This is a genomic window from Marinobacter orientalis, from assembly GCF_004792665.1.
Taxonomy (GTDB): Bacteria; Pseudomonadota; Gammaproteobacteria; order Pseudomonadales; family Oleiphilaceae; genus Marinobacter; species Marinobacter orientalis.
On sequence record NZ_SRZX01000005.1, the window covers coordinates 175,033 to 199,780 of the forward strand.

24 protein-coding genes and 1 pseudogene are annotated in these 24,748 nt (G+C 54.8%); 16 read left to right on the forward strand and 9 right to left on the reverse strand.

Going from position 1 to position 24,748, the window contains the following annotated elements; all coding sequences use genetic code 11:
- Positions 1-60: 60 nt before the first annotated feature.
- The 3 genes from DIT72_RS14280 to DIT72_RS14290 all read left to right on the forward strand — a co-directional run bounded on the left by DIT72_RS14280 (position 61) and on the right by DIT72_RS14290 (position 3,293).
- Positions 61-780, forward strand: a complete 720-nt coding sequence (locus DIT72_RS14280) for a PP2C family protein-serine/threonine phosphatase (RefSeq protein WP_168355065.1) — start codon at positions 61-63, stop codon at positions 778-780.
- 973 nt (positions 781-1,753) lie between these two features.
- Positions 1,754-2,326: a hypothetical protein gene (locus tag DIT72_RS14285; RefSeq protein ID WP_135955913.1), complete on the forward strand. Its 573-nt coding sequence runs from the start codon at positions 1,754-1,756 to the stop codon at positions 2,324-2,326.
- A gap of 580 nt (positions 2,327-2,906) precedes the next feature.
- Positions 2,907-3,293, forward strand: a complete 387-nt coding sequence (locus DIT72_RS14290; protein ID WP_135955914.1) for a PaaI family thioesterase — start codon at positions 2,907-2,909, stop codon at positions 3,291-3,293.
- A 423-nt stretch (positions 3,294-3,716) separates the two neighbouring features.
- On the opposite strand, the gene DIT72_RS14295 is transcribed toward DIT72_RS14290, so the two are convergent.
- Complete coding sequence (locus DIT72_RS14295) at positions 3,717-4,622, reverse strand: helix-turn-helix domain-containing protein (protein ID WP_135955915.1); 906 nt, start codon at positions 4,620-4,622, stop codon at positions 3,717-3,719.
- A 119-nt stretch (positions 4,623-4,741) separates the two neighbouring features.
- Here DIT72_RS14295 and DIT72_RS14300 point away from each other — a divergent pair, with 119 nt between their 5' ends.
- From DIT72_RS14300 to DIT72_RS14335, 8 genes and pseudogenes are all read left to right on the forward strand, one after another.
- Positions 4,742-5,614, forward strand: coding sequence for a DMT family transporter (locus DIT72_RS14300; protein WP_135955916.1), 873 nt, complete (start codon positions 4,742-4,744; stop codon positions 5,612-5,614).
- Positions 5,615-5,666: 52 nt separating this feature from the next.
- Positions 5,667-5,939: a SelT/SelW/SelH family protein gene (locus tag DIT72_RS14305; protein ID WP_135955917.1), complete on the forward strand. Its 273-nt coding sequence runs from the start codon at positions 5,667-5,669 to the stop codon at positions 5,937-5,939.
- Positions 5,940-6,082: 143 nt separating this feature from the next.
- A pseudogene (locus DIT72_RS18575) lies at positions 6,083-6,427 on the forward strand (GFA family protein); the annotation flags it as partial.
- A gap of 85 nt (positions 6,428-6,512) precedes the next feature.
- Positions 6,513-7,190: a class I SAM-dependent methyltransferase gene (locus DIT72_RS14315; RefSeq protein WP_135955918.1), complete on the forward strand. Its 678-nt coding sequence runs from the start codon at positions 6,513-6,515 to the stop codon at positions 7,188-7,190.
- A 363-nt stretch (positions 7,191-7,553) separates the two neighbouring features.
- Entirely contained in the window at positions 7,554-8,204 is a 651-nt protein-coding gene (locus DIT72_RS14320) for a rhomboid family intramembrane serine protease (RefSeq protein ID WP_206081110.1), read from the forward strand.
- 302 nt (positions 8,205-8,506) lie between these two features.
- Positions 8,507-8,809 (forward strand): type II toxin-antitoxin system TacA family antitoxin, encoded by a 303-nt coding sequence (locus DIT72_RS14325; RefSeq protein WP_135955919.1) that lies wholly within the window; start codon positions 8,507-8,509, stop codon positions 8,807-8,809.
- Entirely contained in the window at positions 8,781-9,311 is a 531-nt protein-coding gene (locus DIT72_RS14330) for a GNAT family N-acetyltransferase (RefSeq protein ID WP_135955920.1), read from the forward strand. Before DIT72_RS14325 ends, DIT72_RS14330 begins: the two co-directional genes overlap by 29 nt.
- A 447-nt stretch (positions 9,312-9,758) precedes the next feature.
- Complete coding sequence (locus DIT72_RS14335) at positions 9,759-10,424, forward strand: SOS response-associated peptidase (RefSeq protein WP_135955921.1); 666 nt, start codon at positions 9,759-9,761, stop codon at positions 10,422-10,424.
- A gap of 84 nt (positions 10,425-10,508) precedes the next feature.
- Here DIT72_RS14335 and DIT72_RS14340 read toward each other — a convergent pair whose 3' ends face one another.
- The 4 genes from DIT72_RS14340 to DIT72_RS14355 all read right to left on the reverse strand — a co-directional run bounded on the left by DIT72_RS14340 (position 10,509) and on the right by DIT72_RS14355 (position 14,301).
- Entirely contained in the window at positions 10,509-11,390 is an 882-nt protein-coding gene (locus DIT72_RS14340; RefSeq protein WP_135955922.1) for an amidohydrolase family protein, read from the reverse strand.
- A gap of 73 nt (positions 11,391-11,463) precedes the next feature.
- On the reverse strand, positions 11,464-12,744 hold the full coding sequence (locus DIT72_RS14345; protein WP_135955923.1) for a TRAP transporter large permease: 1,281 nt from the start codon (positions 12,742-12,744) through the stop codon (positions 11,464-11,466).
- Positions 12,737-13,174: a TRAP transporter small permease gene (locus DIT72_RS14350; RefSeq protein ID WP_228260827.1), complete on the reverse strand. Its 438-nt coding sequence runs from the start codon at positions 13,172-13,174 to the stop codon at positions 12,737-12,739. Before DIT72_RS14350 ends, DIT72_RS14345 begins: the two co-directional genes overlap by 8 nt.
- Positions 13,175-13,296: 122 nt before the next feature.
- Positions 13,297-14,301 (reverse strand): TRAP transporter substrate-binding protein, encoded by a 1,005-nt coding sequence (locus DIT72_RS14355; RefSeq protein WP_135955925.1) that lies wholly within the window; start codon positions 14,299-14,301, stop codon positions 13,297-13,299.
- Between the two features lie 438 nt (positions 14,302-14,739).
- Here DIT72_RS14355 and DIT72_RS18530 point away from each other — a divergent pair, with 438 nt between their 5' ends.
- Positions 14,740-15,243: an oxidoreductase gene (locus DIT72_RS18530; RefSeq protein WP_135955926.1), complete on the forward strand. Its 504-nt coding sequence runs from the start codon at positions 14,740-14,742 to the stop codon at positions 15,241-15,243.
- Positions 15,243-15,428, forward strand: coding sequence for a hypothetical protein (locus DIT72_RS14365; RefSeq protein WP_135955927.1), 186 nt, complete (start codon positions 15,243-15,245; stop codon positions 15,426-15,428). Before DIT72_RS18530 ends, DIT72_RS14365 begins: the two co-directional genes overlap by 1 nt.
- Positions 15,429-15,562: 134 nt before the next feature.
- Here DIT72_RS14365 and tenA read toward each other — a convergent pair whose 3' ends face one another.
- From tenA to DIT72_RS14385, 4 genes are all read right to left on the reverse strand, one after another.
- Positions 15,563-16,231 carry a thiaminase II gene (tenA, locus tag DIT72_RS14370; protein ID WP_135955928.1) on the reverse strand — a complete coding sequence of 223 codons (669 nt, stop codon included), beginning with the start codon at positions 16,229-16,231 and terminating at the stop codon, positions 15,563-15,565.
- A 217-nt stretch (positions 16,232-16,448) separates the two neighbouring features.
- Positions 16,449-16,988, reverse strand: a complete 540-nt coding sequence (locus DIT72_RS14375) for a CIA30 family protein (protein ID WP_135955929.1) — start codon at positions 16,986-16,988, stop codon at positions 16,449-16,451.
- 61 nt (positions 16,989-17,049) lie between these two features.
- The gene (locus DIT72_RS14380; RefSeq protein ID WP_135955930.1) at positions 17,050-19,080 is read right to left on the reverse strand and encodes a CocE/NonD family hydrolase; all 2,031 of its coding nucleotides are present in this window, start codon (positions 19,078-19,080) and stop codon (positions 17,050-17,052) included.
- A 30-nt stretch (positions 19,081-19,110) separates the two neighbouring features.
- Positions 19,111-20,397, reverse strand: coding sequence for an ATP-grasp domain-containing protein (locus DIT72_RS14385; protein ID WP_206081111.1), 1,287 nt, complete (start codon positions 20,395-20,397; stop codon positions 19,111-19,113).
- A 209-nt stretch (positions 20,398-20,606) separates the two neighbouring features.
- Here DIT72_RS14385 and DIT72_RS14390 point away from each other — a divergent pair, with 209 nt between their 5' ends.
- The 3 genes from DIT72_RS14390 to DIT72_RS14400 all read left to right on the forward strand — a co-directional run bounded on the left by DIT72_RS14390 (position 20,607) and on the right by DIT72_RS14400 (position 24,673).
- Positions 20,607-21,284: a LysE family translocator gene (locus DIT72_RS14390; RefSeq protein WP_228260828.1), complete on the forward strand. Its 678-nt coding sequence runs from the start codon at positions 20,607-20,609 to the stop codon at positions 21,282-21,284.
- A 159-nt stretch (positions 21,285-21,443) separates the two neighbouring features.
- Positions 21,444-22,661, forward strand: coding sequence for a polyhydroxyalkanoate depolymerase (locus DIT72_RS14395; protein WP_135955932.1), 1,218 nt, complete (start codon positions 21,444-21,446; stop codon positions 22,659-22,661).
- A gap of 101 nt (positions 22,662-22,762) precedes the next feature.
- The gene (locus tag DIT72_RS14400; RefSeq protein ID WP_135955933.1) at positions 22,763-24,673 is read left to right on the forward strand and encodes a PHA/PHB synthase family protein; all 1,911 of its coding nucleotides are present in this window, start codon (positions 22,763-22,765) and stop codon (positions 24,671-24,673) included.
- Positions 24,674-24,748: the final 75 nt, after the last annotated feature.

Below are 24,748 nucleotides of genomic sequence, written 5' to 3' on the forward strand. Positions count from 1 at the left end.
TGGTCAAGAATTGGCAGAATCATGGTTGGCAACAGGCAGAACGTAAGGAGCGGTGACATCATGCAGGCGGAATCCGTGGCGTTTACCCACCGTGGGGCAGTCCGTGAACACAATGAAGATGCCTTCGTTGAATTGCCTGACAGCGGTCTCTGGCTGGTGGCGGATGGCATGGGCGGGCACCGAGCTGGCGATGTGGCCAGTCAGCTGATCTGTGACACGGTTACTCGTGCCTGGCGTCAACATGGTGGTACGCCCGGAAAAGTTGAACTGGAGCAGGCGATCCAGCAGGCCAATCAGCGAATCCGGCAATTCGGCCGTGAAGAGTTGGCGGGACAGACCCTGGGATCGACAGTGGTGGCACTGCTGATCGAAAGAGACGTGTATCACCTGTTCTGGGCCGGAGACAGTCGTTGTTACCGGTTCAGAGACAATGAAGTCACCCAGCTTTCACGCGATCATAGCCAGGTTGCCGATATGGTCGAGAAGGGGGTTCTGGATGAACGTGAAGCAGATCGTCACCCGCTGGCCCACATAATTACCCGGGCAGTGGGAGTCGAAGACGCCCTCACACTGGATTATCGCTCCGGTCAGGTGGAACCGGGCGATTACTTCCTACTTTGCAGCGACGGTGTCAGCAAGAAACTGGGAAACGCCGAAATCAGGGACTTACTGAATGGTGGCCCAATCTACGATGTTAGTCAGGCAATGATGCATTCACTGTTGATCAACGGATGCGACGACAACATCACCTGTGTCATCGTTAGCATGCCGGAACTCTGATATGTGGCCCGCTAGGCAACAGGACGAGACGGGGCTGTACAGTATTACGCCTGTCGGCAAATTCTTCAGTAGATCGACATAGGCAATAACACCGGCGGTAGCTATGAGGTTGTCGAAATTGACCAAATTGAGTATTGCGCATGTGGACTTTCTCCCCTTTGGACTCATGCGAACGGGTGATAGGCGAAGGCGTTCCTATAAGCAGCTGTTAAACAGAAGCGGACATTCGCGCCGCACCAGTCAGCCTCCCCAAATTTTCACGACAAAGGTAAACATTTGCCTCCGGCAATCCAATTGTGAAAAGCTCTTCGTTTAGAGTGTCCACTCAAATGGCGCAAGATCAGGACGGCTTTTAGCCGCCGCTTCGCTCAGCGTTAGAAATTCACGAATACCGAGGGCAAGGGATTGGCTATAGAGGCAAAGCGGCCAAACAAGTTTGAGGTAATTCCAAGCGCTTTTTTGGTTCTGCTCGGCGGTCCTACGTTTTTGGTAGCCGCCTATTTCGGCTGGTTTTTTTCGACAACTATGCCGGGCTTTGCAGCCGAGTTAAGCCAACAGGGTCCAAGCGTGCCTATGGCAATGGCCGGGTTGGAGCTCCTCGCACAAGCTGCGGTAACTTGGATTAATGCGTGTATCGCTGCTAGGTGCCATGCTGTTTTGTACGAGCGCTGGTTCAAGTGATTTCTAACCATTCATTCCAGTACGTTCCGGCCCTGACGGGCCTCCACCGGGCGGCCTTTTCTCCGCCTCGCTACGTAAAGGCCGCTGCTGAATTTTGGCGTTAGAATTTTAGGGAAGTAATTTGCGAAACTTGCAACTGAAAGTCGAAGATTCGCTGTCTGATGACACAAAATTGTGGCGATATATTGACCTAGCGAAATTCGTATCACTGTTGGATTCGAGTGCTCTGTGGCTTGCCAGGTCCGATACTTTTCGAGATCAAGGCGAGGGGCAATTCCCGCAAGAGATGAGGGTGGCTATTGAAAAAGCGTATGAAAGTTTTTCGGTAGCGGAAGACTCCCCAATAAATGATGCTAATGATTTTCAAGAGTATTTGTGCAAAAACGCCTACTTGAGCTGTTGGCACAAAAACGTAGATGAAAATATGGTGATGTGGGAACTCTATGGCCGAGACAGTAACTCTGTGGCCATACAAACTACAGTGGGAAAGCTCAAGTCGAGTATCTCCAAAATAGATTCGGGCGGGTTGGAATTCCATCTTAAGAATGTTCAATATTCTAGAGCCCAAGATGTGGAAGGTAGGCTTAACTATAGCGCTCCATTTTTCATAAAACGTCCGCATTTCAGCTTTGAGCAGGAAGCTCGGATTTTATTGAGTACATACTCAGCTTACGCCCCAACTAAGGATACTCCTCCAGGAATAACGGTGGATCTAGACTTAGTAGAAGCAATACAAAAAGTATTGGTCCATCCCGACAGTCATGATTGGTTCGCCAAAGTTGTTAAATCTATCTCGCGTAAGTATGGGCTGAAAGCTTCAGTTGAAAACGGAGTGTATGGGAATAAAATCGAACAAGGCCATTAAGGTTGTTCCGGTCCTTTGGCCCTTCACCGGACGCCCTTGTGAGGACTCCGCTTATGGCTGGCGTTATTGCCAAACCTGAATGTTCGCTTTGCGACCATCCATAAATAGCAGCTACCTCGGGCGATCACCCCTCGCAGTTGGTAAACTGACCTAATATTCACAACCCCCGCATTCCCATGGGCAAGCATATTCCCTTCGGATCGGGCCATCCGCGGACTACGACAATCAGCTCGATTTGTTTGAACAGGTCGAACCGGAGTTGCCTGACTATGAACAGGCAGATCCTTTGCGCTTAGCGGCTTGATTACTGCTCAAACCAATCAGGTTCCGATTTGTCCAGTGTTAAAGACTGGGCCCGACTGGCCGGATAATCCAGTTTTGCACTGCACTCACAGTGTGCTCAGTTTATTTTTTCGGCGGCTCCTGTAGTGGCATAGTGAATCTGCACCTGACTTTCTTTGTGAGTGATCATACACTCAAAATCAGGTGGCCAGATTCACTATGCCACTACACTTGGCCTGAATGGGCAGCATGATCTGGATGCCAAGTTGGATGATCTCTTTCGGAGGATATCGACGTCATGAATGAGACAACAAAGAATTATGAGGGCTTGATCGACTTCGAGGTGACTTATGTTTCGGAAGGAGATGCGATAGGCCGGATGCCAGTGCAGGCAGGTATCCTGAATCCCTTCGGCACCGTGCACGCAGGGGCAATGATCTGGTTCGCCGATGTGGTTGCTACCACTTTGGCATTGCAAGGGGTGGCTCCTGTAGAGGGAATGACTGGATTCCCCGTGGCCATCAACCTATCGGCCAATCTGCTATCGAATTGCCGCGAAGGCGAGCTGATCGCCACAGCTCGGTTCGTTAAGAAAGGGCGGCGGGTATCAACCGTACGGACGATTGTTGAATCGGGGCAGGGCAAGCTGCTTCTGGACGTGACGACATCTCACGTAGCTTCATAAAAGGAAACGGTGTAGAACCCAACCACTATGCCCATTGATATTACGCTACTTCCCGTATTCTTAACGGCTGTATTCCTGCTCATGATCACGCTTGGGCCGGATATGGTCTTCGTCACTGGGGTTCTACCCCGTTTCCACGGACGGTTGTAAAATGGATGTGGATTTACCCCAATGCGCATGACACACACGACCCTCAAAGCGAGCCCTTCGGACTTTGATCTGAACGTTCGCTTTGCGACCTCAGCGGAGGGCTCTAATAGAGGTGCAACTAAAACAGGGATGCTTACAAAAGGGATCTTGGCGTTACTGGTAGCCTTTTGCGAAGTTCGCCGAGGTACTATGAGAAATCCGGGCTAGGCGACGGTTCTGTGGTCAGGCCTGGTGCGGCCAGCAAGACTGGTCGTGGATAATCGGTCCATCCAGTTATTCGACAAAGCCGCGATAGGCGGACGGCGTTACCCCAAACCGGGCCTTGAAGGTCCGGCTGAACTGACTGGAATCATTGAAGCCGCAGGCCAGGGCGATGGCGGTGATTTTATGCCCGGGCTGGCGTAGCAGGTCACGGGCCCGGGTCAGCCGCTGTTCCTGGACGTATTGATAGGGCGCACAGCCGAAGGTGGCACGGAACAGGCGAGCGAAGTGATAGGGGCTGAGGTTTACCCAGCCTGCCATCTCCGCGAGGGTGAGCGGCTGGTCCAGCTGCTGATGGATGCGGGCCTGTAACAGCCTGCGATAACGCATGGAGAGCTGGCCGGTGACAGCGGGTGGTGTCTTTTGCACCTTGGAGTGGCGGCTGAGCACCTGCATCAACAGCCACTGCGCCAGATGGTCCATCGCCATGGCCTGGCCAGTGGCCTGCCAGTCGCTCAGCGCCAGCAACTTCCCAGCCTGGGCCAGAACCGGGTCTTCAGCATGGTAGAGCTCGGCAAGCTCGACGTTGTGTGGTTCGCAATCCCAGGTTTGCTCAGCGCATTGGGTTATGTCGAGGTCATTGAAGTAGAAATGGAAGAATTCGAACTGACCGCCGATCTTCCAGGTGGAGTGGCTGCCTGCCGGAAAAAGACAAACGGCACCGGGGAACCCCTGGCTCACGGCCTGCCCATTGACCATCCGTCTGACTTTGGCACCCTCGTTGATGTAGATGCTCAGGGCGTGGTGGTTTGGCCGTTCATAACGCACTTCTCCCTTGCGGTTCTGCCACTGTGCCAGCGCCCGCCCCTTATCCAGTTCCATCAGTTTCTCTGGCGCGACGCCGGCGGCTTTCAGCGTGTCCACGATATCGCGGCGCTTCGTCGGTGAAGTGTTTGTGGGTATCGGGTCGGTATCCATAGCGGGCCTCCGCAAGAATCATCCATGGTTGCGCAGGATCTGACAAGTCTTGCCCTCTCCATCCCCTTACCCTGTCCTTGTCGTTTGGTTACGTGCAACTTTTTTCTGGAATACCTGCCATGCCTGTTTCTGCTCATTATGCTCTCACGGTGCTGATCTGGGGCCTGACCTGGACAGCTATTCGATTGCAGGTAGAGTCGGCGCCGGTTGATATTTCGGTGTTCTACCGTTTTCTCATGGCCTCTGTTGTGACCCTGGCGGTGCTTGCGGTGCTGCGACGCCTGCAGAAGCTGAGCCTGAAGCAGCACAGTTGGCTGGTGCTTCAGGGGCTTACCATGTACAGCGTGAATTTTCTGCTGATCTACCGCGCTGCGGAGTCGATGACCAGTGGCCTTCTGGCGGTGGTGTTCTCGCTGGTGGCGCTGTTCAACGCGGTTAATGGTTGGTTGTGGCTAAGGCTGAAGCCCGCCGCCCGACTGTACCCGGCCGTGGCACTGGGTATAAGCGGCGTCGCGTTGTTGTTCTGGCATGACCTGCAGTTGGGTAACGCAACCGGCGCCAGCATACTGTTTGCCGCTGCGGGTACTTTCTGGTTTTCCATGGGAAACCTGGTGAGCATAAAAGTGCGACTGGCAGAGATTCCCCTGCTGGTCGCCAACGCCTGGGGCATGGTCTACGGTGCCTTGATCCTGGGTGTCTGGTGCCTGATTCAGGGCGTGGAGTGGGCGGTGCCCACGACAGCCACCTTCTGGGCTGCAACGGTGTTCCTTGCAGTCCCCGGGTCCATCATCGCCTTCTATTCCTACATAACCGTGATCCAGACCCTGGGCGCTGACAAGGCGGGCTATGCAACGGTGCTGTTCCCGATCGTGGCCTTAAGTGTGTCCACCTGGCTGGAGGGTTTCGAGTGGACTATTACGGCGGTGGCGGGAGCGATGCTGGCCATACTGGGAAACTACGTGTTGTTTCGTCGACCCGGTCAGAAGACCTAGAGTCTGCTGTATACTGCGAACGAATACACTCGGGAATTAATGGGCGAGCCCAATGACAAACAGAGTTGCTATTCATTACTGCACAGGGTGCCGCTGGCTGCTTCGTTCGGCCTGGATCGCACAGGAACTGCTGACCACCTTCGAAGGCGAGCTGGTTTCGCTGGCATTGCATCCGGGAAGCGGTGGAATTTTCGAGGTGTGGGTTAATGAAAAGCGGATCTGGTCCCGCAAGGAGCAAGGGGGATTTCCGGAGATCAAGGTGCTCAAGCAATTGGTGCGGGACGAAATCGACCCTGAACGCTCGCTCGGACACGTGGATCGTTGAAGCCCGGGATCAATGAGTCGGCCCGGGCTCTCCTGTTACGGGCCTGGCGCCCTCAGAAGGAGTGATCGATAAAAGGTGAATGTCTCTGCGGAAACGTGAAGTTCGAAATTGAAGAGGAGATTTGAAACCTCTATCAATGCCACTGCTCGTTGTGTCGAAAAGTTACTGGAGCGGCAGCTAACGCCGCGACTTTTGTACAGGGCACCGCCTTTCGTTGGGTGTCAGGTGAAAGTGGTATCAAGTCTTACAAAAAGCCCAGCGGTTTCCGAAGCGATTTTTGTTCAGAGTGCGGGAGTCCGGTTCCCAATAGCCTGAGAGACAGCGGAATGGTTTGGATTCCTGCTGGTTTGCTTGATGAAGCGGTTGCATCACGGGTTTCTGTTCACCTCCATACAAAGTCCGCTGCCCCTTGGGAGCTAGAGTCTGCTGAGTGTGTTCGACTGGACGGTGGACCTGATGGCCTGGAATCACTTAACAAGTTGTTGTAGTTCGTTCCGGCCTACGGCCTACACCGGACGCCCTTGTCAGGGCGCCGTTTATTGCTGGCGTCATACAGACTAGGGAGAGTCAGAATTGGAGTTAGCAAACGTGGTCCCATGGGGTCGATCTTTCGCAGAATACCAAGCAATGTTCGGATTACCGGAAGATGATCTGAAAAAGCGAATTCTTGGTTGTGGTGATGGCCCAGCGAGCTTCAACGCGGAAGGAACAAAACGGGGGAGCCAAATCACATCTTGTGATCCGGTATATCAGTTCGAGACGAAGGAGATACGTCGCCGGATTGATGAGGTGTATCCGGACATCATGACCAAGATGAAACAGGGGGCAGACAACTATATCTGGGACTCACTGGGCAGCGTTGAAGAGCTTGGCAAGGTTCGGATGAAAGCCATGTCTGAGTTTCTTTCTGACTTTGATACCGGTCGCCACCAAGGGCGGTATGTACCAGCATCATTACCTTCGCTGCCATTCCCGGACTCCGGTTTCGATCTGGCTCTCTGCTCCCACTACCTTTTTCTCTACAGTGACCACGTAGACGAAGTGGCTCACTTGGAATCAATGCGGGAGCTGTGCAGAGTTGCCTCCGAGGTTCGCGTCTTCCCGGTTGTCTCTCTGGATGGAACGGCTTCGAAGCATTTGGATTCGGTCGTGACGGCACTATCCGCAGGCGGTATTGAAGTTTCGCTGCAGGCTGTGAGCTACCGTTTTCAAAAAGGCGCCACTGAGATGTTCGTGGCAAAGTCTGTATAACCAGGCCAGGCACGGCGACGGCTACTACATTGCGGCCTCGCCTCCATTCCGTAGCCGCGCGTGTTGAGCGGCGTTATCGCACCATCTGAATGTTCGCTTTGCGACCTCTCTTTTCCCTTCTCGTTTTCCCTCTATTGACGGAGTTTATGGTTTTCTTTGGTTGGACATAGGGGTCTGTCAGACTCTACCCCTTTTTACTGCGGACACCTTTTAAAACGAGGATAGAAATATGCAAGAACGTCTTGAAATACTGGAAGGGGTTTATGAGGCTGAAGAGTAGCGTAATCGACGAAAGGCATTGAAAATAAAGAATGGGAGTAAACTATAGAGTGTCTTAGATTCCTGACAAGTACCGGAGGTGCCGTGGAAGAACAACTGGAACCGCAGCTAAAAACGCCACGGACGCCCATTGTTTCGATTCTACTGTTGATCAATGTCGTGGCATTTTTTCTGGAGTTGCTGGCGCCGGGCTTCGTTATTCGCCATTTCGCCCTCTGGCCGCTGGGCGACGTGCAAATGATGGAAGCCCTGCCGGCACAAATGGTTACCGGTGAGTTTCATTTGTGGCAGTTAATGACTTATGCTTTTTTGCACGGCAGTGTTTTGCACTTATTTCTCAATATGTTCGTTCTCTGGATGTTCGGCATGCCGGTGGAAGGGGTATGGGGGGGCAGGGTGTTTATCCTCTATTACCTGGTATGTGTAGTGGGCGCCGCCATCGTCCAGCTTTTAGTCGTGTCTGCCGGCGTGCAGGCAGGAGCTCCGTCTCTGGGAGCCTCCGGTGGGGTCTTTGCTATTTTGATGGCGTTCGGTATGTTGTACCCCAATCAAGTTGTCTTGCTGCTTTTTCCGCCCATCCCCATGAAGGCCAAATACTTCGTGGTGCTGATAGGTATCGTACAGCTGATGATGGGCCTCTCCGCCTCTCAAACCGGGGTGGCGTATTTCGCGCATTTGGCTGGTATGGTTTTTGGTCTGCTGTTCATCGTGGTATTTCGTCTCCGTATGCGGTGATCACCCCGGGTTCTACCCCGTTTCCACGGACGGTTGTAAAATGGATGTGGGCTTACCCCAGTGCGCATGACACACACGACCCTCAAAGCGAGCCCTTCGGACTTTGATCTGAACGTTCGCTTTGCGACCTGTGCAGCTGAGAACCTTATAAAATTCATGTGCCAAATTGGCACACCAAATTGATTAAGGCAATTAAGTATGCCAAAATGGCACACGTAGACTGAGTCCGTCGAATCACTTTTTATCAAGGAAAAGGGCTTTCTTAGGCTCCAGTCGAGCCTATCCCACCATCGGTGAAGAATATGATGAACACACAAGGTAAAGACACTCGCTTGGTCGCCCGTGTCGATGAAGAAACGCAGAGACTTATTGCTCATGCAGCAGAGTTAACGGGTCGCAGCTTGAGCCAGTTCCTGATCTACGCTGCAAAGAAAGAAGCACAAGAGGCCGAGCGCCAGGCGCTACAAATTCAGGTTTCTCGGCAGAGTGCTGATCGTATGCTAGAGCTTCTGGATAACCCTGAGCCGATTTGCCCAAAGCTTCGGGAAGCTGCACTCAACCACAGGAAGTTGGCTGGTGGCTTTAAGAACCGAAGAAATCAGTAAAAAACACAATCGGCGAAAGTTTGACTGCGGTAAACCTGCACTCAACGAGTTCTTAAAGAAAATTGCCCGGCAAAGCAGCCAGAAGATGGCGACACGGACTTATGTACTGATTGAAGATGAGGTCGACCCGACGGAGATCCTAGGTTATTACACCCTTCTTCCCAGCACCGTTGTTTTCCCCCAGGGGCATCCCCTGCAAAACCGGTTTCCGTCGGATCCGCCGGTTTACCGGCTGGCACGGCTTGCGGTTGATAACTCTGTGAAAGGATATGGATTAGGAGCATACCTACTGATCGAGTGCCTGAGGCGGGTTGTTGATGCGTCGATTTCAGTTGGAGGTATAGGCTGTGCGGTAGATGCCAAAGACGACGACTCAAAAAAATTCTACGAAAAGTTTGGGTTCGTTGCTATTGATGTCGTTGAGGGTGACTCTTTAGCTCTTTGGCTACCTCTTGAACAATGTCTCGAAGCAGTCGAACTCTCACAGACAAGTGGACGGTAGTCGGGTTCTGCCCCGTTACTGCGGATCTTTTCTAAAAAGAGGCGGAATTTCTCCCGGGGGAAGTGTTGGTCTATCCGCCTGAACGTTCGTTTTGCGACCTCAGCGTGCTTTGTTTCCGAATAGCGGATTGGGTAAGCCCCTATCTGAAAAGGCCCGCTTTGTGGTCACAGCAAACGAAGTAGGTGGTCCGCGACGGAGAGCAGCTGCGGCAACAGATCATTGACCAGATGAGAGTGGCCCTTTAACCATCTCATCTGGTCAATGATCGTCGTAGGTTCGAATCCTGCCCCCGCTACCATATTTAAGAAAGACGGATCAGTCACTTACTGGTCTGCCTTTTTTGCGTCTGGGGCGGTAGAAATTTCCTGTGCTCCTCATGCAGATGCTCTCCCGGATTCAGCCTCTGTGGTATGGTTTGTATGCCTCGCCTGATCAAGGAGACTCTCAATGTGTGGCCGATACAATGTGACGGATTCCCCCGAGATTGAGGCGCTCATGCACAGGCTCCGGATGCCGGACCTGCGCCCGAAGCCGCAGCTGAACGTCCCGCCGGGAGGCTCTGGCGAATTTGCGATAGAAGCTGCTGGCGACCGCTATCTGGTATCCGGGGTCTGGTCACTGCTCATCGAACCCGCTCCGGACGGTCGTGGCTTTCGGCCAAACCCGAAGTTTCATACGTTCAACGCCCGAAGCGACCGGCTGACAACTAGTCCGCTATGGCGAAAGGTATACCCCGCGAAGCGTTGCATTATTCCGGTGAGCGCGTTCCACGAATGGCAGGGCAAACAGGTGTACAACATCCATCCTCAAGGCGAGGCGACAGCACTGGCCGGACTGTGGCAAACATGGCATTTCGACGAACAGCAGGTAAGTTCCTTCACTGTTATCACACTCCCGCCTCACCCAAGATTCAGCCATATTCATTCTAAAAGCATCCCGTTGATGCTGCGCCCCGGTGACTTTGACATGTGGCTGGATCCGGATTTTCACCAGGTTGAGGCATTCCAGGGCCTCATGAAAACCCACATTCCGGCCCCCCTGGTCTGCGAGCCTGTGAAGGGGGTCAAGAATCTTGAGCGAGTTGGCGAGGCGGAAATTTTGCCGGCTGATTAATGGCCTGTGCGATAAACCGGCCCTGAATCATTTGATTGACTCGCCGTTTGGGTCTGACCAAACCACCACCGGACGACTACCTTATCAAAACCCGTACAGTGTCGCTGGATTGTCTACTAAGATGGCTTGCCGGCCCTGATCATCGGGCACTAGTCTCATAAATTCGTTCACAAGAACATGGTCAGGTGGCATGGGGGTAGGTAGTTGAACATGAGGCCAGTCTGTTCCAAAAAGGCAGCGGTCTTGACGTGCCTCCCGAAGTGCTTCAAAGAACGGTTCAACATCTGTGAAGGGCGCTTCCGGAAGCGTGCTTATGCGGTTTGGCCCTGTGAGCTTCACCCATGTACGACCTTCAGCCATCAGATCTACTAGTGCGCGGAAGCCAGGGTTGGCAATGCCCAGGCGTGTCGACAGGTGTCCCATATGATCCACTACGCTTGGGACGGGCAGTTTACTCAAGCGTTCAGCTAAATTTTCAAACTTGGATACATCAACGAAAAACTGGATATGCCAGCCAAAGGGCTTGATTCGGGCTGCCAATGACACGATATCCTCAAATGTCACACCACCGGGGAATACTAGGTTAATGCGAATGCCTCTTACGCCGAGAGCATTCATTCGGCTCAGCTCTTCATCCCCAATATGGCGGTCTACAACCGCCACACCCCTCCATTCTATTGGGTCTGTATCCGTGCTTGCTGCGAGAGTGTCAAGCATGCGGCGATTGTCTGTCCCGTATACGCTTGGCTGGACCAAAACTGCCCGCTGAAAGCCGAGAGTATTTAGCAACTGTCGATAGGACGTTTCAGTCGCATCAGGTGGTGTATAGCCCCTCGTTGGCTGATAAGGATACTTCTCCTGCGGCCCAAAAAGATGAGCGTGGGTGTCACAGGCACCCTCAGGTAACTTTTCTCGCGGAGCCTCAACCCGTGGGTTCGGGCCGGGTATGTCAGGTTTTGTGTGCATCGGTTTTTGTTCCTTGTATTACCCGGATGGAGAAGGACATCAAATTCTATTAACCACCATGTCAGCCTTGAAATTAGCCCAACTTTTCTGGGAGCCATAGTGTTATTGCCGGAACATAGGCTATTAAGGCGACAACGGTGACGAGAACCAGCATGAATGGCCAGATATGCCGTGCAACTGTTTCTACACGCAACCCGCTAATACTAGATGCGACAAAAATAGAGTAGCCAACGGGTGGAGTAACCATGCCTACTGCAAAGTTGATCACGACCATAGCACCCAGTTGAATCGGGTCCAGACCAATTTGCTGGCCTAATCCGATGAGTACACCACTTAGAATTACCATTGCAGAAATGTTATCCATTACCGCGCCAAGTAGAAGTAGCATGACATTGAGAATTAGAAGCAAAATAATTGGATTGTCAGTAAGCAAAAGCAATGCTTCAGTAAGGCGGGCAGGAATCTGCTCACTAGCCATGACCCAGGCGAAGCCGTAAGCTACGGCAATTATAAACATGATAGTGGCAGTAGTTCTCATTGAACTCATCAGGATCGATGGCACTTTCTGCCATTTCAAGTCCCGATACAAAAACAGCCCAACCACCGCGCTATAAAGCGCTCCCACCATGGCTGCTTCAGTAGGCGTAAACATCCCACTGTAAATGCCCCCCAGAATGACGACAGGGGCAAGAAGGGCCCATATGCCATCCCGCAGAGCAAATAGAATTTCTCTGCCTGTGGCGCGAGCTTCCCGCGCTACGCCACGGTAGCGGGCATAGATAACACTCACGACACAAAAGCCGGCAGCGGCAATCAAACCAGGCACAATCCCGGCCAAGAAAAGCTTGGCAATAGATTCTTCTGCCAGCACTCCCCAGATCACCATCGGAATTGACGGAGGAATCATCTGTCCCAGAGGTCCTACAGCTGTTGCTAAAGCGGCTGCATATCCTCGCTGGTAGCCGCGGTCCTCAAGTTCATCAATCATTATCGAGCCCACTGCCGCAGTTGTGGCGGGTGCTGAGCCGGAAATCGCGCCGAAGAAAGTGCCCGCAGCCACAGTAGACATCGAGAGGCCCCCGGTTAAATGTCCGAAAAAAGTTTCAGCAACACGAACCAGGCGTCGGGACAGTCCTCCAGCACTCATGAGCTCGCCTGCCAATATGAATCCCGGAATGGCAAGCAAGCTCGTCACATTACTTCCTGCGACAAATTGTTGGGGCAAAATCATCGGATTAATGTCCGCCATCCAGATACCAACGGCAGCAAGGAGGCCTATGGTAAAGGCAATTGGCACTCCCAATGCGAGTAAGACGATCAGTCCAATCATCATGATTGTGCCGATATCACCCATGTTTATGCTCCGCCAGGTTGCGGATCGGCGCTGGACGAAGTATGAGAACTAGAGCGTGAAAGCTAATAAGAAGCCCGCCAGTCGGTACTGCAGCATTTTTAATCCAAACGGGATACCTGACGGCAGGAGAGACCTGACCAAAAGTGAATTCCGCGAAGTCCCACCCCGTCCACAGCATCAAGATGCCAAATCCGAGGATGAGAAGCATGATGCCTCTTTCAACCAGTTCCGACAGAAGCGGCGGCAGTGCGTCTACCAGCAGTGTGACACGCACGTGCCCGCCTTCTCTGACCAGGGCGCTGGCAACAAGGAATACTGTCCATGTGAATGCCAGTGCCGCGATTTCATCGCTCCATGCGAGGGAGTCCCCGAGCACATATCGGAAAAAGACGCCAAGCAATAAACTTACAATCATTACCAGGGCAGTCAAGGCCCCAGCTACCTGGGACCCAAAAGCCAGACCATGTCCCAAACTATCTAGGTAACGGTACATCTGAAAGGTTCCTGGCTTAAAAGCCGTGATGGAGCCGGGGGCGATGAGTCTGGTGACTGCTACTCAGCGACCTGCTCAAGCGCCTTGGCAACAATATCCGCACCAATTTTGCCGCGGTACTCGTCGTATACGCCTGATACTTTGCTCCGGAACGCCTCAACGTCGTCGACCTCATTGACGGTCATTCCTGCTGCTTGGATTTGTTCGAGAACCTCATCGTTATTGCCGGCGACTGTCTCACGCTGGCGTTTTATCGCTCGCTTGGCAGCTTGACGGACTATTTCCTGGTTTTCCGCAGAGAGCTTATCAAAGGTTTGTTTGGACATGAGTAGAGCTAAGGCATTGTAGGTATGGCTTGTTAAGGAGAGGTAGTCAGTCACCTCTGGATATTTGTTTGCAAATATCACAGGAAGGGGGATTTCGAGACCATCGACAGTACCCTGCTGAACCGCAGTGAACACATCGCTCCAAGCCATTGGCACCGGATTTGCCCCTATGGCACGAAAGCTGGAAATGAATAAGTCGCTAGGCTGGACCCGGAGCTTCACTCCATCAAAGTCGGCTGGAGTCCGGATAGGGCGTTTGTTGTTTATGGTATGTCGGAAGCCCGCCTCTGGAAACCCGAGTCCCACTATACCTTTGGATTCAAGCTTGGATAGCAATGTTTGGCCAACCTCCCCATCAAGGACTTTGTGCGCCTGCTCATTGTTAGCGTAGAGAAACGGAAGGTCATTGAGCTGAAATGCAGACTCCAATGTGCCCACCTGAGTTCCGGTGATGACACCGGCTCCCATGGTTCCGAATTGCATTGCCTGTAACATTGCCGTGTCATTGCCAAGCTGATGATTCGGGAAAAACGAGACCTTGAATTCCCCGGGAGCTGCAGATTCAAGTTCTTCGGCAAAGTAATGCGCAGCAATAGCATATGGATCTGCTTCGCTGTCAGCAGTGGTCCATCCGAGTTTTATTGTAGTTTGGGCATGACTGACTCCGGCGGCTCCGAGTAAAACAGCAGCCGCCAAACTACCCATAAAGCGGGAGGTGAGGAATGATTGAATAGGCATCAAAATTGTTCCTTATAGTCTTGTTTTTAGACAAACAGTTCACATTTGAGCCTAGTATATGGGTCGCTCATGTGCCATTTTTCCTCAAAGCTCTGTGTAGTGGTCCAATGAGCCCGGGCAACAGCCTGCGTGATTATAGTGTGACCCCGACTCTGACCCTGAAAAATTGGCCTGGACGCAATTTTCTAAAAGCATCGGGGTACTATTGAACAACCGCTATGTTGACCTATACCGAACTCGTCTTGGATGAGACGGCAGCATTTACTGCTGGCCACCGGGCGCTGCGCCGAGTGCCGCCGTACTCACTATAACGAATTCAGCGATGGATTCGGGTCGATCGGCAAGCTTCTGGAACAGGTTCCCGACGGCCATTGCATGCCTTCTGCACGCGGGCCATGATTCGAAAGCCGACGAATCAACCACTATCAGGATAATGCCATGTCCCAATCGCACCTGGCCCAACCCCTCAAACTTCCCTGCGGCGCCATCTTACCCAATCGTATCGCCAGGGCCGCGATGACCGAAGGTCTGTCAGACGACCTTTTACGCGCTACCCACCGCCACGAAATGCTGTACAGGCGCTGGTCTGATGGTGGAGCGGGGTTGCTGATTACCGGCAACGTGATGATTGATCATCGGGTACTGGAGCGACCGGGCAATGTGGCCTTCGGCGGTGCAATTATCCCTGATGGGGAACTATGCCCGCCCGCGGGCGCTGACGGAAGCGGAAATAGTCGACTTTATCCAGCGCTTTGCCAATGTTGCGCGGATTGCCAAGGATGCGGGTTTCACCTCGTTCAGGTGCATGGGGCTCATGATTATCTGTTGTCCTCTTTTCTGTCTCCGGTAACCAACCAGCGGACTGATCGCTGGGGTGGGTCTCTGGAGAATCGCGCCCGTTTCCTGCTGGAAGTGGTCCGGGCAACCCGGCCAGTCCGCTGATGCCGCTAAAAGTGCTTAACGTGCTTGGCGGCCAGGCCTGGTTCTACCAGCAGATCTTCCGGCTCGCAGACGGCGGGGAGGCCGATGCGGATTTGGGAATTCTCAAGGCCGCCGGGGCGTACTTGAAGGATGAACTGAGCCAGGCCCGTCGGGTGAAAAAAGCCTGCCGACGCCGCGGGGACTGATTACATAGCGCGCGCAAATACTTTGAATGGCAGGGTCACGGTGACCAGCCCACAATATTTAATCCAACTGATCAGAGTCGGTCGGTGATTGGAAATCGAGGGTTCAGAAGGAGCCTACACGGAGGTGCCACCGTTTAATCGCTCTGCTTCAATCCCATTTCCCAGAAATCTATTTCAAGGCGGGTCGCGTCGCTGAAAATTCTGGTTAGTTGCTGGAAGCGGGATGGAGAGACATCGGCCAGTCTTTCATCCAGCCAGTGAATTTCCGCTTCCATGGCCTCCTGGAACTCAACGCTTTCGTACATGGCGATCCACGCATCATAAGGGTTTTGTTCGCCGCGAAGGGTCTCTGCCCGGACGTTCAGCCAGTTGGCAATTTCGCCATACCCCACCATGCAGGGTGAGAGCGCCACATGCAGGTCCAACAGATCGCCCCGGTTTCCGGTGTCGAGCACATAGCGTGTGTAGGCGATGGTGGCACGGGCTTCCGGAAGGTTGGCAAGTTCTTCCTCTGAGATGCCCCACTCTCTGCAGTAACTGATGTGCAGATCCAGCTCAACATCCACAATTGCCTGCAAGCCTTCCTTCGCCTGTTTGAGGTCTGACAGGGTCGGGCTTTTGTAGGCGGCCAGGGCGAAGGCCCGGGCGAACTGGATCAGGAAGAGGTAGTCCTGCTTCAGATAATGCTGGAATGCCTCTCGTGCAAGGGACGCATCGCCCAGCTGCCGGACGAAGCTGTGCTCGATATAGGCACGCCATTCTGACTGGCAGCTCTTCTTCAGGTCTTCAAACCGGTATGACATCTCGACTCCTTATTGGCGGCTTTGCTCTGGATGTTCCACGCCTGGGCCTGGCAATCAATGATAAGGCGTGGTGACGCAGAGGCCTTTATACGCTGTCAGTAGTGGTTCAATTATCCCGGAGACCAACGTAGGTGGTATGCCCAATCACCAACAGTAACCGGCCGCGATCGTTGGTCAAGCGCGATGAATGGCGCGTAACGGTCCAGAGAGGGTCAGTTTAAAATAAAACCCAGTCCTGCATCCTGAGGTGAAATTCTCCAACCTGCCGTCCAGACACAAAGAGGCTCACTGAGGCCAGGTGCCTGATGTTCAGTGGTTCTGCATCGGGCACGCTCTTGCCGCGCCAGGTGGGGAGGAAGTCGCTGAAGGCAAGCTGTATACGGCTCCAGTGGTCGGTATCCGGTGTAAAGCTGTGCTGGTAGACGATGCTGCGGCGATCAGTACTGTTTCGAAGTCCGATCTTGTAGGTTTTATCATCGCCGCGAGCCAGCAGTTCAATACCTGTCCAACCGGATGCGTCCACAGCGCTCGGCAGGTCCGCTTTGGCAGAGGCAAAGCCGCCGCCGTTATCGAGCCGTACGGTGCCATAAAAGTGGCCGTATCCTTCCTCAGAGCTGACAACGGCACCGTCAGATTGCCCGCCCATTACTCTGTCACCAAGCGCTTCCCAGTTCAATTCGTGGCTCTGACCACCGAACCCGACCAGAGTCGGGAACCTGTCCCTGCTACCACGGCTGGGTGTGTTGAACCTCGTCATGAGTTGACCTTAATAGTCCCGATGTTCCCCGTGGGGCACCGTTCCCGCGGATAGGGCACTATCAGACCAGATTCCGCGGAATGGTTTCCTCCCAGTTCCTGGAAAACACCCTCGTCTCCCCCTCCCATGCATCCATCTGTGCATGGACGTAGAAGTGCTCCTTGTCGCAGGTCATCACCGTACGAGTGACGGTTTCCACGTGCCAGTCGCCGCGACGGAAACCCCATTCGCAAAGGGTTTCGCCACGCAAAGATCCAAACTCGTCACCGACGAAACTGTACCATTCACGGGTGCTTCGCTTTATTTCCAGGTCCACCTCGGTCAGCCGGGTCCAGCCGGGATCATTGATTACCTCCAGCGTGGATATGTCGTTGGCCAGGTCGCGTTTGACGAACCAGTTGCTGTGTGGTGTTTCCAGCGGCAGTGCACTGATCGGCGGCGCGCCCTCCGGCTTTCCGAACTCCGGTTCTGGCGGCTCGTCATGAGGTTGATGCGCAGGGATATTGAAGCGCGTGCCCGCCGGAAAAATGGTCAGCCTGACCGGCTCGGGAGGCGCCCAGGCCAGTGGGAAATAGGAGGTGGACAGTGACAGCCGAAGCCGGTGGCCCACGGGAAAATGCTGGCCACAGCCGTTGAGTGTCAGCCGGACCCGGTAGCGCTTGCCCGGAACCATTTCCTCCGGGTGTTCATGGCTATCCCGGTGGCAGAGGTTGAGCACCCCATAGGTCACCCTCGTGGCCTTGTCATCGGGAGCCACGTTCGACAGCCGGGCGGCCAGCATGGCCACGGGGCGGTCCGAACACAGCTCCACTTCCAGCACCGGCGATCCCAGCAGTTCCAGTGGCTTGTCCAGCGGTGCGGACTCGAATACCAGGGCACCGCCGTCTTCCTCGCGCTGGTCATGGGGCAGATCCGGGGTGGCGGCGTAGGAGCACCACTTGCCCGCGAAAAGTCCCACGCTCAGGGGAGACTGGATAGTCAGCGGTTCGTTGTCCCGCGGCTCGCCGTTGTGCAGCAGGCGACCGCCGCTGTCCAGTTGCAGGGTCTCCATCGTCACATGGCGGCTTGGCCACTCCGGTTCCGCGAGCCAGCGACCGGGCCTCTCCTGGTAGCGGGTAAAGGGCGGGATGCTGTCCTGCAGCCAGGCGCGCAGCACCGGCTCGCGGTCCATGCCGTTATCTCTGTCCTTGAGCCAGTGGTCCCACCAGCGCACCGCTTCCTGCAGGAAACCGATAGCGGGGCCGGGTATGCCCTCATGGGGATACATGTGGCTCCAGGGGCCGATCAGGCCCTGGCGCGGTACCTTCAGGTTTTCCATAAGGCGGAAAACCGCATTGGAATAACCGTCAGCCCAGCCACTCACCGCCATTACCGGGCACTGGATGTCGTTCCAGTCCTCGCACACGGAGCCGTGCTTCCAGTAGTCGGTGCGGTGGGCCTGGCGCAGCCATTCGATCACCCAGGGTTCATTGGCGCGCAGGCGCTCGAACCAGAGCGAGCGCCACTGCTCTCCTACCATCTCGGGGTCCGGTGGCAGGGAATTGAAGGCGAACATGGTGGAAGCCCAGGATAGATTGTCCCCGAGCAGACACCCTCCCATGTAGTGCACATCATCGGCGTAGCGGTCGTCCGTCGCGCAAACGGCAATCACCGCTTTTAACTCGGGCGGCTGCATGGCAGCGATCTGCAGGCCATTGAAGCCACCCCAGGAGATACCGATCATCCCGGTGTTACCGTTGCACCAGGGTTGTTGTGCCAGCCATCTCAGAATCTCGCAGCCGTCATCAAGCTCCAGCTGGATGTATTCATCCGCAAGCACGCCATCAGAATCGCCGCTGCCGCGCATGTCCACGCGCACAGAGGCATAGCCATGGCCGGCAAAGTAGGGGTGCATCACAGCGTCTCGCGGACGGGTCATGTCGCGGCGGCGATAGGGGATGTATTCCAGTATCGCCGGGACGGGCGCATCCTCGGCCCCTTCGGGGAGCCAGATGCGGGCTGCAAGCTCCACGCCATCGGACATGGGGATGCGCACGTGCTCAATCTCACGAACCCTGCAGGGCAGGTTGGTGGCTACATGGGGTGTGCTCATCCGTCCTCCTTTTTTTCAGTGACTGAATGTTCAGTGACTGAACCGGAAATCCAGTCGTTCCTTGATCTGATCTGCCTTTTTATCGATTTCTTCCCCGCTGTCGCCGCCCACAAAAAGTACGGCGTACTCGAAGCTGTAGCTGTCCTGGTGGAGCATGTCACTGAGACGGTTGCCCTGCTCCGCCTCTACCTGGATATGGCACCCGGGAATGTCGTTTTCTATGGCGCGAATCTCATTCGCATCGGGTACCCGTTCGACCACGCCATCCTGGTGTTCGCGCAGCATGATCTTGGCGGCATACCGGTACTTGCCACGTTCCGGCGGAAACGCAGGCTTGCGCCCCAATGCCACGTCCACCATTGCCTGGAGATTGGAGCTTCCCTCGACCATTTCAAATAGCGGGCTATGGGATTTGGAGCAACGGGGATTCACTTCCAGCATCCATATGGAGCCTTCGTCTTCATTGTAGAAAAACTCGATGTTGAACGGTGAGTTGTCAAAGCCCGTCCGCTCGATAAAGCGCCGGCAGTCCTCAAACATGATGTCCTGAACCGAAGCCTCCAGGTCCGAGGGATACTGATAGCGGGAGAAGGAGGAGCCAACGGCGCCCTCGCGCAAGGAGTCCACCACTCCGTAGATTTTCATCTCCCCGTTGAGCACATAACCTTCCAGGGTGCATTGCCGCCCCGCGGAGACGATCTCTTCGGCGATACAGTGCCAGCCGTCAACTGGCGCGATGTCTTCCGGAAGCTGGGCCATCTCGAGAATATGGTTGAAGGGCTTGGCAAATATATGGATCCGGTCACGGGTCCGCTTAATGGCATGCTCGAAATCCCGCTGGTTATCGACATGAAAACCCAACTGCGAAGAGTGCGCACGCACGGGCTTGATCCAGAAAGGGTAAGGCAGCGGCGGCTGGTCCAGTACGTTCTCGTCAAATGGGTTCACGCTGGCGAAACGGGGTGTCTGCCGTGGCGCCACCCGCGCCTCTTCCACTCGTGCCCAGTACTTGTGCTCGCAGCGCAGGGCTGCTTCCAGAGAGGGGCCGGGCAGGTCCCACTCCCGCCGCAGGACAGGCAGCAGGCTTAATGTGGGAAAGTCCCAGTAGCCGACGATGGCGTCCACGGTGCCGGGGAAATCCTTCAGCGTCTGCCTGGCACGATCCAGAAGCTCCGCCATATCATAGCCGGTGGTGTTAACCGCCGTTTCCATGTCCAGCAGGGAATGGAAGGCCATTTCATCGCTGCCCCGAAGATTTTCAAGCATGGCCTGATGAAAATCATCCATGGCCATGACGAATATATTTTTTTTCGCCATTGGTACTTCCTCCATGTGAGCCGGCGATTCACTCGCCAACCAGGCGACCTGGCAAGCGCATATACCTAAACGTCGTTAATCATGACCATAGCATGCCCGTTTTCGAGCGACAATTAGCCTGGCCGGTGTGTTTTGGCCACGAAAAAACTCCGCCGTAATTGTGCCCGCAGGCTGATGTTGCCTCCGGAATGGAGTTTGGACTTGTCCCGATGCTGTGTACACTCCCGGTCTGGCGCATTCTGTTCAAGGAAATGGTTACAACGATGACTCTGGCTACCTGGCTGACCGTTGTCACGATATGCATATTGGGCGCCATGTCCCCGGGACCATCGCTGGCTATTGTGCTGAAACAAACGCTTACCGGTGGTCGCAGGAATGGCATGATTACAGCGATCACCCATGGTCTGGGTGTGGGTGTTTACGCCTTTCTCAGCATCATTGGCCTGGCTGCCATAATTACGGCGTCTTCTCTGGTTTTTTCTGTCCTGCAGTGGGGCGGGGCAGCCTATCTGGCATGGCTTGGCATACGGGGCCTGTTAGCGAGAGCCCCGGCCGGCGATGCCCCGTTACCTGAAGCACCCACGACAGCGAGTGCCGCCCGGGACGGTTTGCTGATTGTGCTTCTGAACCCGAAAATTGCTCTTTTTTTCCTTGCGCTGTTCAGTCAGGTGGTGGGGACCGATACCAGTATGATTGCCAGGTTCGGCTATGCGGCCACGGCAATGGTTATTGACGCAAGCTGGTATCTGTTTGTCACCTGGTTGTTCTCGAACCCGCGCTGGCTTCACAGCCTGCGCCGGCAGGCGATCTGGTTTGAACGTCTCTTCGGCGCGGTTCTTTTGGGTCTTGCCAGTCATCTGGTGGTTGGTATTCTGAATGGGAAGTGAAGGTCATCTTCGCGGATTATCGCGCTGATCGAAAAACAGGCGTAAGATGGGAATATTGCCCGGACTGGAGGGCTCAGTGAGCCCGTCAGTCAGTATCCAAAGGAGCGGAGTAGCAGCACCGATACAGATCAACCGAACTCACTCAGGATAAATCGCATCATGATGTACTACACTCACGAACTGGGCCGTCTGGCGCTTACCCCGGCGCGTATGCTGGCCAGCGGCCAGAGTAAGATCCTTCGCCATCGGCTGAACCCCTGGTCCAGAGTCCCCGGTACACGCAGTATTGCCTCCGCACTCAAGGTGTTTGAGGATCTCACCAAGCGTTATCCCAAGCCGGCCTTCAATCTGGATACAACGGTTTGCGATGGCGAGACGGTTCTGGTCAACGAAGTCATCGTCAAGCGCAATCCCTTCTGCCAGCTGAAGCATTTCCAGCGCAACATCAATCGCCCGGATGATCCCAAACTGCTCATTGTAGCCCCGCTGTCCGGCCATTTTGCGTCGCTTCTCAGGGGTACTGTGGAAGCGATGTTGCCCAATCATGATGTTTACATTACCGATTGGCGAGACGCCAGCATGGTGCCGGTTACCAAAGGCAATTTCGGGCTCGATGACTATATTGACTATGTGATCGATTTTATCGACCACATTGGCCCTGACACACACGTTCTGGCGGTGTGCCAGCCGGTAGTGCCGGTGTTGGCGGCTACCGCACTGATGGCCCAGGATGATCATCCGTCAGCGCCCCGCTCTCTGGCTTTGATGAGCGGCCCGGTGGACGGACGGGTGGATCCGACAGAACCCTGTGAGCTGGCCAGGAAACACAAGCTTTCCTGGTTCAGACGTAACCTTATCCATACCGTGCCGGCCCCCTATCCGGGCGCCATGCGCAAGGTCTACCCCGGCTTTCTACAGCTGACGGGATTCATCAACATGAATTTCGATCGCCATGTGGATGCCTATCGGGGGCTGTTCAGATCTATTCGCGATGATGACAAACAGGAAGTTGCCCGCCACAGAGAGTTCTACGACGAATATCTGGCAGTAATGGATCTGCCTGATGCCTATTATCTCGACACCATTGAGCGTGTCTTCCAGAAATTCCAGCTTGCCAAGGGCTCTTTCAGGCACCGTGGCCGGCTGGTAAAGCCGGAAGCCATCCGCAAAACGGCACTGATGACCATAGAGGGCGAGAAAGACGACATTTCCAGCCCGGGGCAGACGCGAGCTGCCCACGCGCTTTGCACCAACATTCCCGACGGCCGCCGGTTGCACCATTTGCAGGCCGGAGTTGGCCATTATGGCACCTTTAACGGCCGCCGCTGGCGCGAAGAAATCGCTCCCAGGCTGCAGAAGTTTATTCGCAGCGCCTGAGCCGCCGTTTGCTCGGGCATCTTGTTGCAAACGCTGCCCTCTGCTAATTTTGAAGAAAAGCTTCACCGTCTCTCAGGGCCGGTGATTCAGGGAGAACATCAATGTCTGAGAAGTCTGTAAAGCCAGTTTCCGGTAGTAGTGGCGAAAGCCGTACTGTGCGCCAGTCTCTGATGAGTGCAGGGAAGCATGGTACCCACCTGGTCACCCGTTCGGTGATAAGGCGCCTGAAAGGCGGCCGGCCCAATCCGGCGAGCCTGAAGAGTCTGGCGAAACCCTTTGTCCGCTTCACCGCCAAATTTGCCACTCAGCCCGATGCAATCATTACCGCCCAGATGCGGCTTGTGCAGAACACCACCATTCTGGGCAGTGGCGCGTTGATGAGCCTGATCAGCCGGGAGCCCATGCGGGTGGCGGCACCTGAGCGGGGCGATCCCCGTTTCAGGGACGATGCCTGGAATGACACCATTTACTTCAACCTGCTCATGCAGGCCTATCTGATGTCGGATCGCTGGATCAACGATACCATAGACGATGTCCGGGGCCTTGAAGAGCACGATCGCCACAAGGTCCGCTTCTTTACCAACCAGGTCACTGATGCCCTGGCACCCAGCAACTTCGTTCTGACCAATCCCGAGGTGTTGAGGGAGACCGTAGACAGCCGGGGGCGAAACCTGATTCGTGGCTTTGCCAATTTTCTGCGGGATATTGACGAAGCCGATGGCCGGTTGTCCTTCAGAATGTCGGATCCGGATGCCTTCGAGGTTGGCGTGAACCTGGCGGATACGCCCGGTGATGTCGTCTACCAGAATGATCTGATGCAGCTGATCCAGTACCGGCCAACAACCGAGACCGTGCATCGTCGGCCGCTCCTCGTAGTGCCGCCCTGGATCAACAAGTATTACATTCTGGATCTGGGTGCGAAAAAGTCGTTTATCCGCTACTGGGTCGAGAAGGGTCATACCGTATTCGTCATTTCCTGGGTCAACCCCGGAAAGGAGCATGCCAACAAGGGATTCGAGGACTATATGCTCGAGGGGCCGGTGGCTGCGCTGGACGCCATTGAAAAAGCCACCGGTGAGAGAGAGGTGAACGCCGTTGGTTACTGTATTGGCGGGACATTGCTGGGTAGCGCGCTGGCCTGGTTGGCAGCACGCGACGACGACCGGGTGAAGAGCGCAACCTTCCTGAACAGCATGCTGGACTTTTCAAACGTTGGCGACATCGAAGTCTTCATCGACGAAGACATGATCAAAAAGATGGAAAAGGCCATGAAAAAGCAGGGCTACCTGGATGGTACCGCCATGGCAGCCGCTTTCAACATGCTGCGCGCCAACAGCCTGATCTGGTCCTTCTACATCAACAACTATCTTCTGGGTCGGGAAACACCAGCTTTCGATCTGTTGCACTGGAACTCGGACTCCACCCGGCTACCAGGGGCCATGCACAGCTTCTACCTTCGCAACATGTATCTTGAGAATCGCCTGGGCAAGCCCGGTGGCATTACCCTGGCGGGAACGCCGATCGATCTTGGTCAGGTCAAAGTGCCTGCCTATTTTGCCTCGGCCATTGAGGATCATATTGCGCCCTGGGTGTCCTGTTACAAAGGCTCGCGCTATCTGGGCGGGCCGGTCCGCTTCGTGCTCGGCGGTTCCGGCCACATTGCCGGAATTATCAATCCGCCCTACAAACATAAATACGGTTATCGCATCAACGAAAATACCGAGTTGTCACCGGAAGAATGGCTCGCCGGCGCAGAAGAGTTCGAGGGCTCCTGGTGGCCGGACTGGGTCAAGTGGGCCGAGCAGTTCGGTGGTGGTGAAGTTCCGGCGAGAACACCCGGAGAGGGAGAGTTGCCGATTATTGAGGCTGCGCCGGGCTCCTATGTGCGCAATGAGCCGGCTCCGGAAACGCCGCGGGAAAAAGCCATCCCCGCCAAGCGCAAAACCTCCGGGCCAGCAGCGGGGAAATCACCTCAACGCCAGCGGAGCCAAAAAGCTGCCAAAACAGGTTGACCCTCTGCTTGCTGCCATCCAGAATACTGTATATATAAACAGTATATAGGGTGGCTGCGTTTTGCGGCTCCCCGC

Bases quoted from the DNA above. Each gene is read 5' to 3' on its own strand.
- DIT72_RS14280 (WP_168355065.1), top strand. From the start codon at position 61: ATGCAGGCGGAATCCGTGGCGTTTACCCACCGTGGGGCAGTCCGTGAA.
- DIT72_RS14290 (WP_135955914.1), top strand. From the start codon at position 2,907: ATGAATGAGACAACAAAGAATTATGAGGGCTTGATCGACTTCGAGGTG.
- DIT72_RS14295 (WP_135955915.1), bottom strand. From the start codon at position 4,622: ATGGATACCGACCCGATACCCACAAACACTTCACCGACGAAGCGCCGC.
- DIT72_RS14300 (WP_135955916.1), top strand. From the start codon at position 4,742: ATGCCTGTTTCTGCTCATTATGCTCTCACGGTGCTGATCTGGGGCCTG.
- DIT72_RS14305 (WP_135955917.1), top strand. From the start codon at position 5,667: ATGACAAACAGAGTTGCTATTCATTACTGCACAGGGTGCCGCTGGCTG.
- DIT72_RS14325 (WP_135955919.1), top strand. From the start codon at position 8,507: ATGATGAACACACAAGGTAAAGACACTCGCTTGGTCGCCCGTGTCGAT.
- DIT72_RS14335 (WP_135955921.1), top strand. From the start codon at position 9,759: ATGTGTGGCCGATACAATGTGACGGATTCCCCCGAGATTGAGGCGCTC.
- DIT72_RS14340 (WP_135955922.1), bottom strand. From the start codon at position 11,390: ATGCACACAAAACCTGACATACCCGGCCCGAACCCACGGGTTGAGGCT.
- DIT72_RS14345 (WP_135955923.1), bottom strand. From the start codon at position 12,744: ATGGGTGATATCGGCACAATCATGATGATTGGACTGATCGTCTTACTC.
- DIT72_RS14355 (WP_135955925.1), bottom strand. From the start codon at position 14,301: ATGCCTATTCAATCATTCCTCACCTCCCGCTTTATGGGTAGTTTGGCG.
- DIT72_RS18530 (WP_135955926.1), top strand. From the start codon at position 14,740: ATGTCCCAATCGCACCTGGCCCAACCCCTCAAACTTCCCTGCGGCGCC.
- DIT72_RS14365 (WP_135955927.1), top strand. From the start codon at position 15,243: ATGCCGCTAAAAGTGCTTAACGTGCTTGGCGGCCAGGCCTGGTTCTAC.
- tenA (WP_135955928.1), bottom strand. From the start codon at position 16,231: ATGTCATACCGGTTTGAAGACCTGAAGAAGAGCTGCCAGTCAGAATGG.
- DIT72_RS14375 (WP_135955929.1), bottom strand. From the start codon at position 16,988: ATGACGAGGTTCAACACACCCAGCCGTGGTAGCAGGGACAGGTTCCCG.
- DIT72_RS14380 (WP_135955930.1), bottom strand. From the start codon at position 19,080: ATGAGCACACCCCATGTAGCCACCAACCTGCCCTGCAGGGTTCGTGAG.
- DIT72_RS14385 (WP_206081111.1), bottom strand. From the start codon at position 20,397: ATGGCGAAAAAAAATATATTCGTCATGGCCATGGATGATTTTCATCAG.
- DIT72_RS14390 (WP_228260828.1), top strand. From the start codon at position 20,607: ATGCTGTGTACACTCCCGGTCTGGCGCATTCTGTTCAAGGAAATGGTT.
- DIT72_RS14395 (WP_135955932.1), top strand. From the start codon at position 21,444: ATGATGTACTACACTCACGAACTGGGCCGTCTGGCGCTTACCCCGGCG.
- DIT72_RS14400 (WP_135955933.1), top strand. From the start codon at position 22,763: ATGTCTGAGAAGTCTGTAAAGCCAGTTTCCGGTAGTAGTGGCGAAAGC.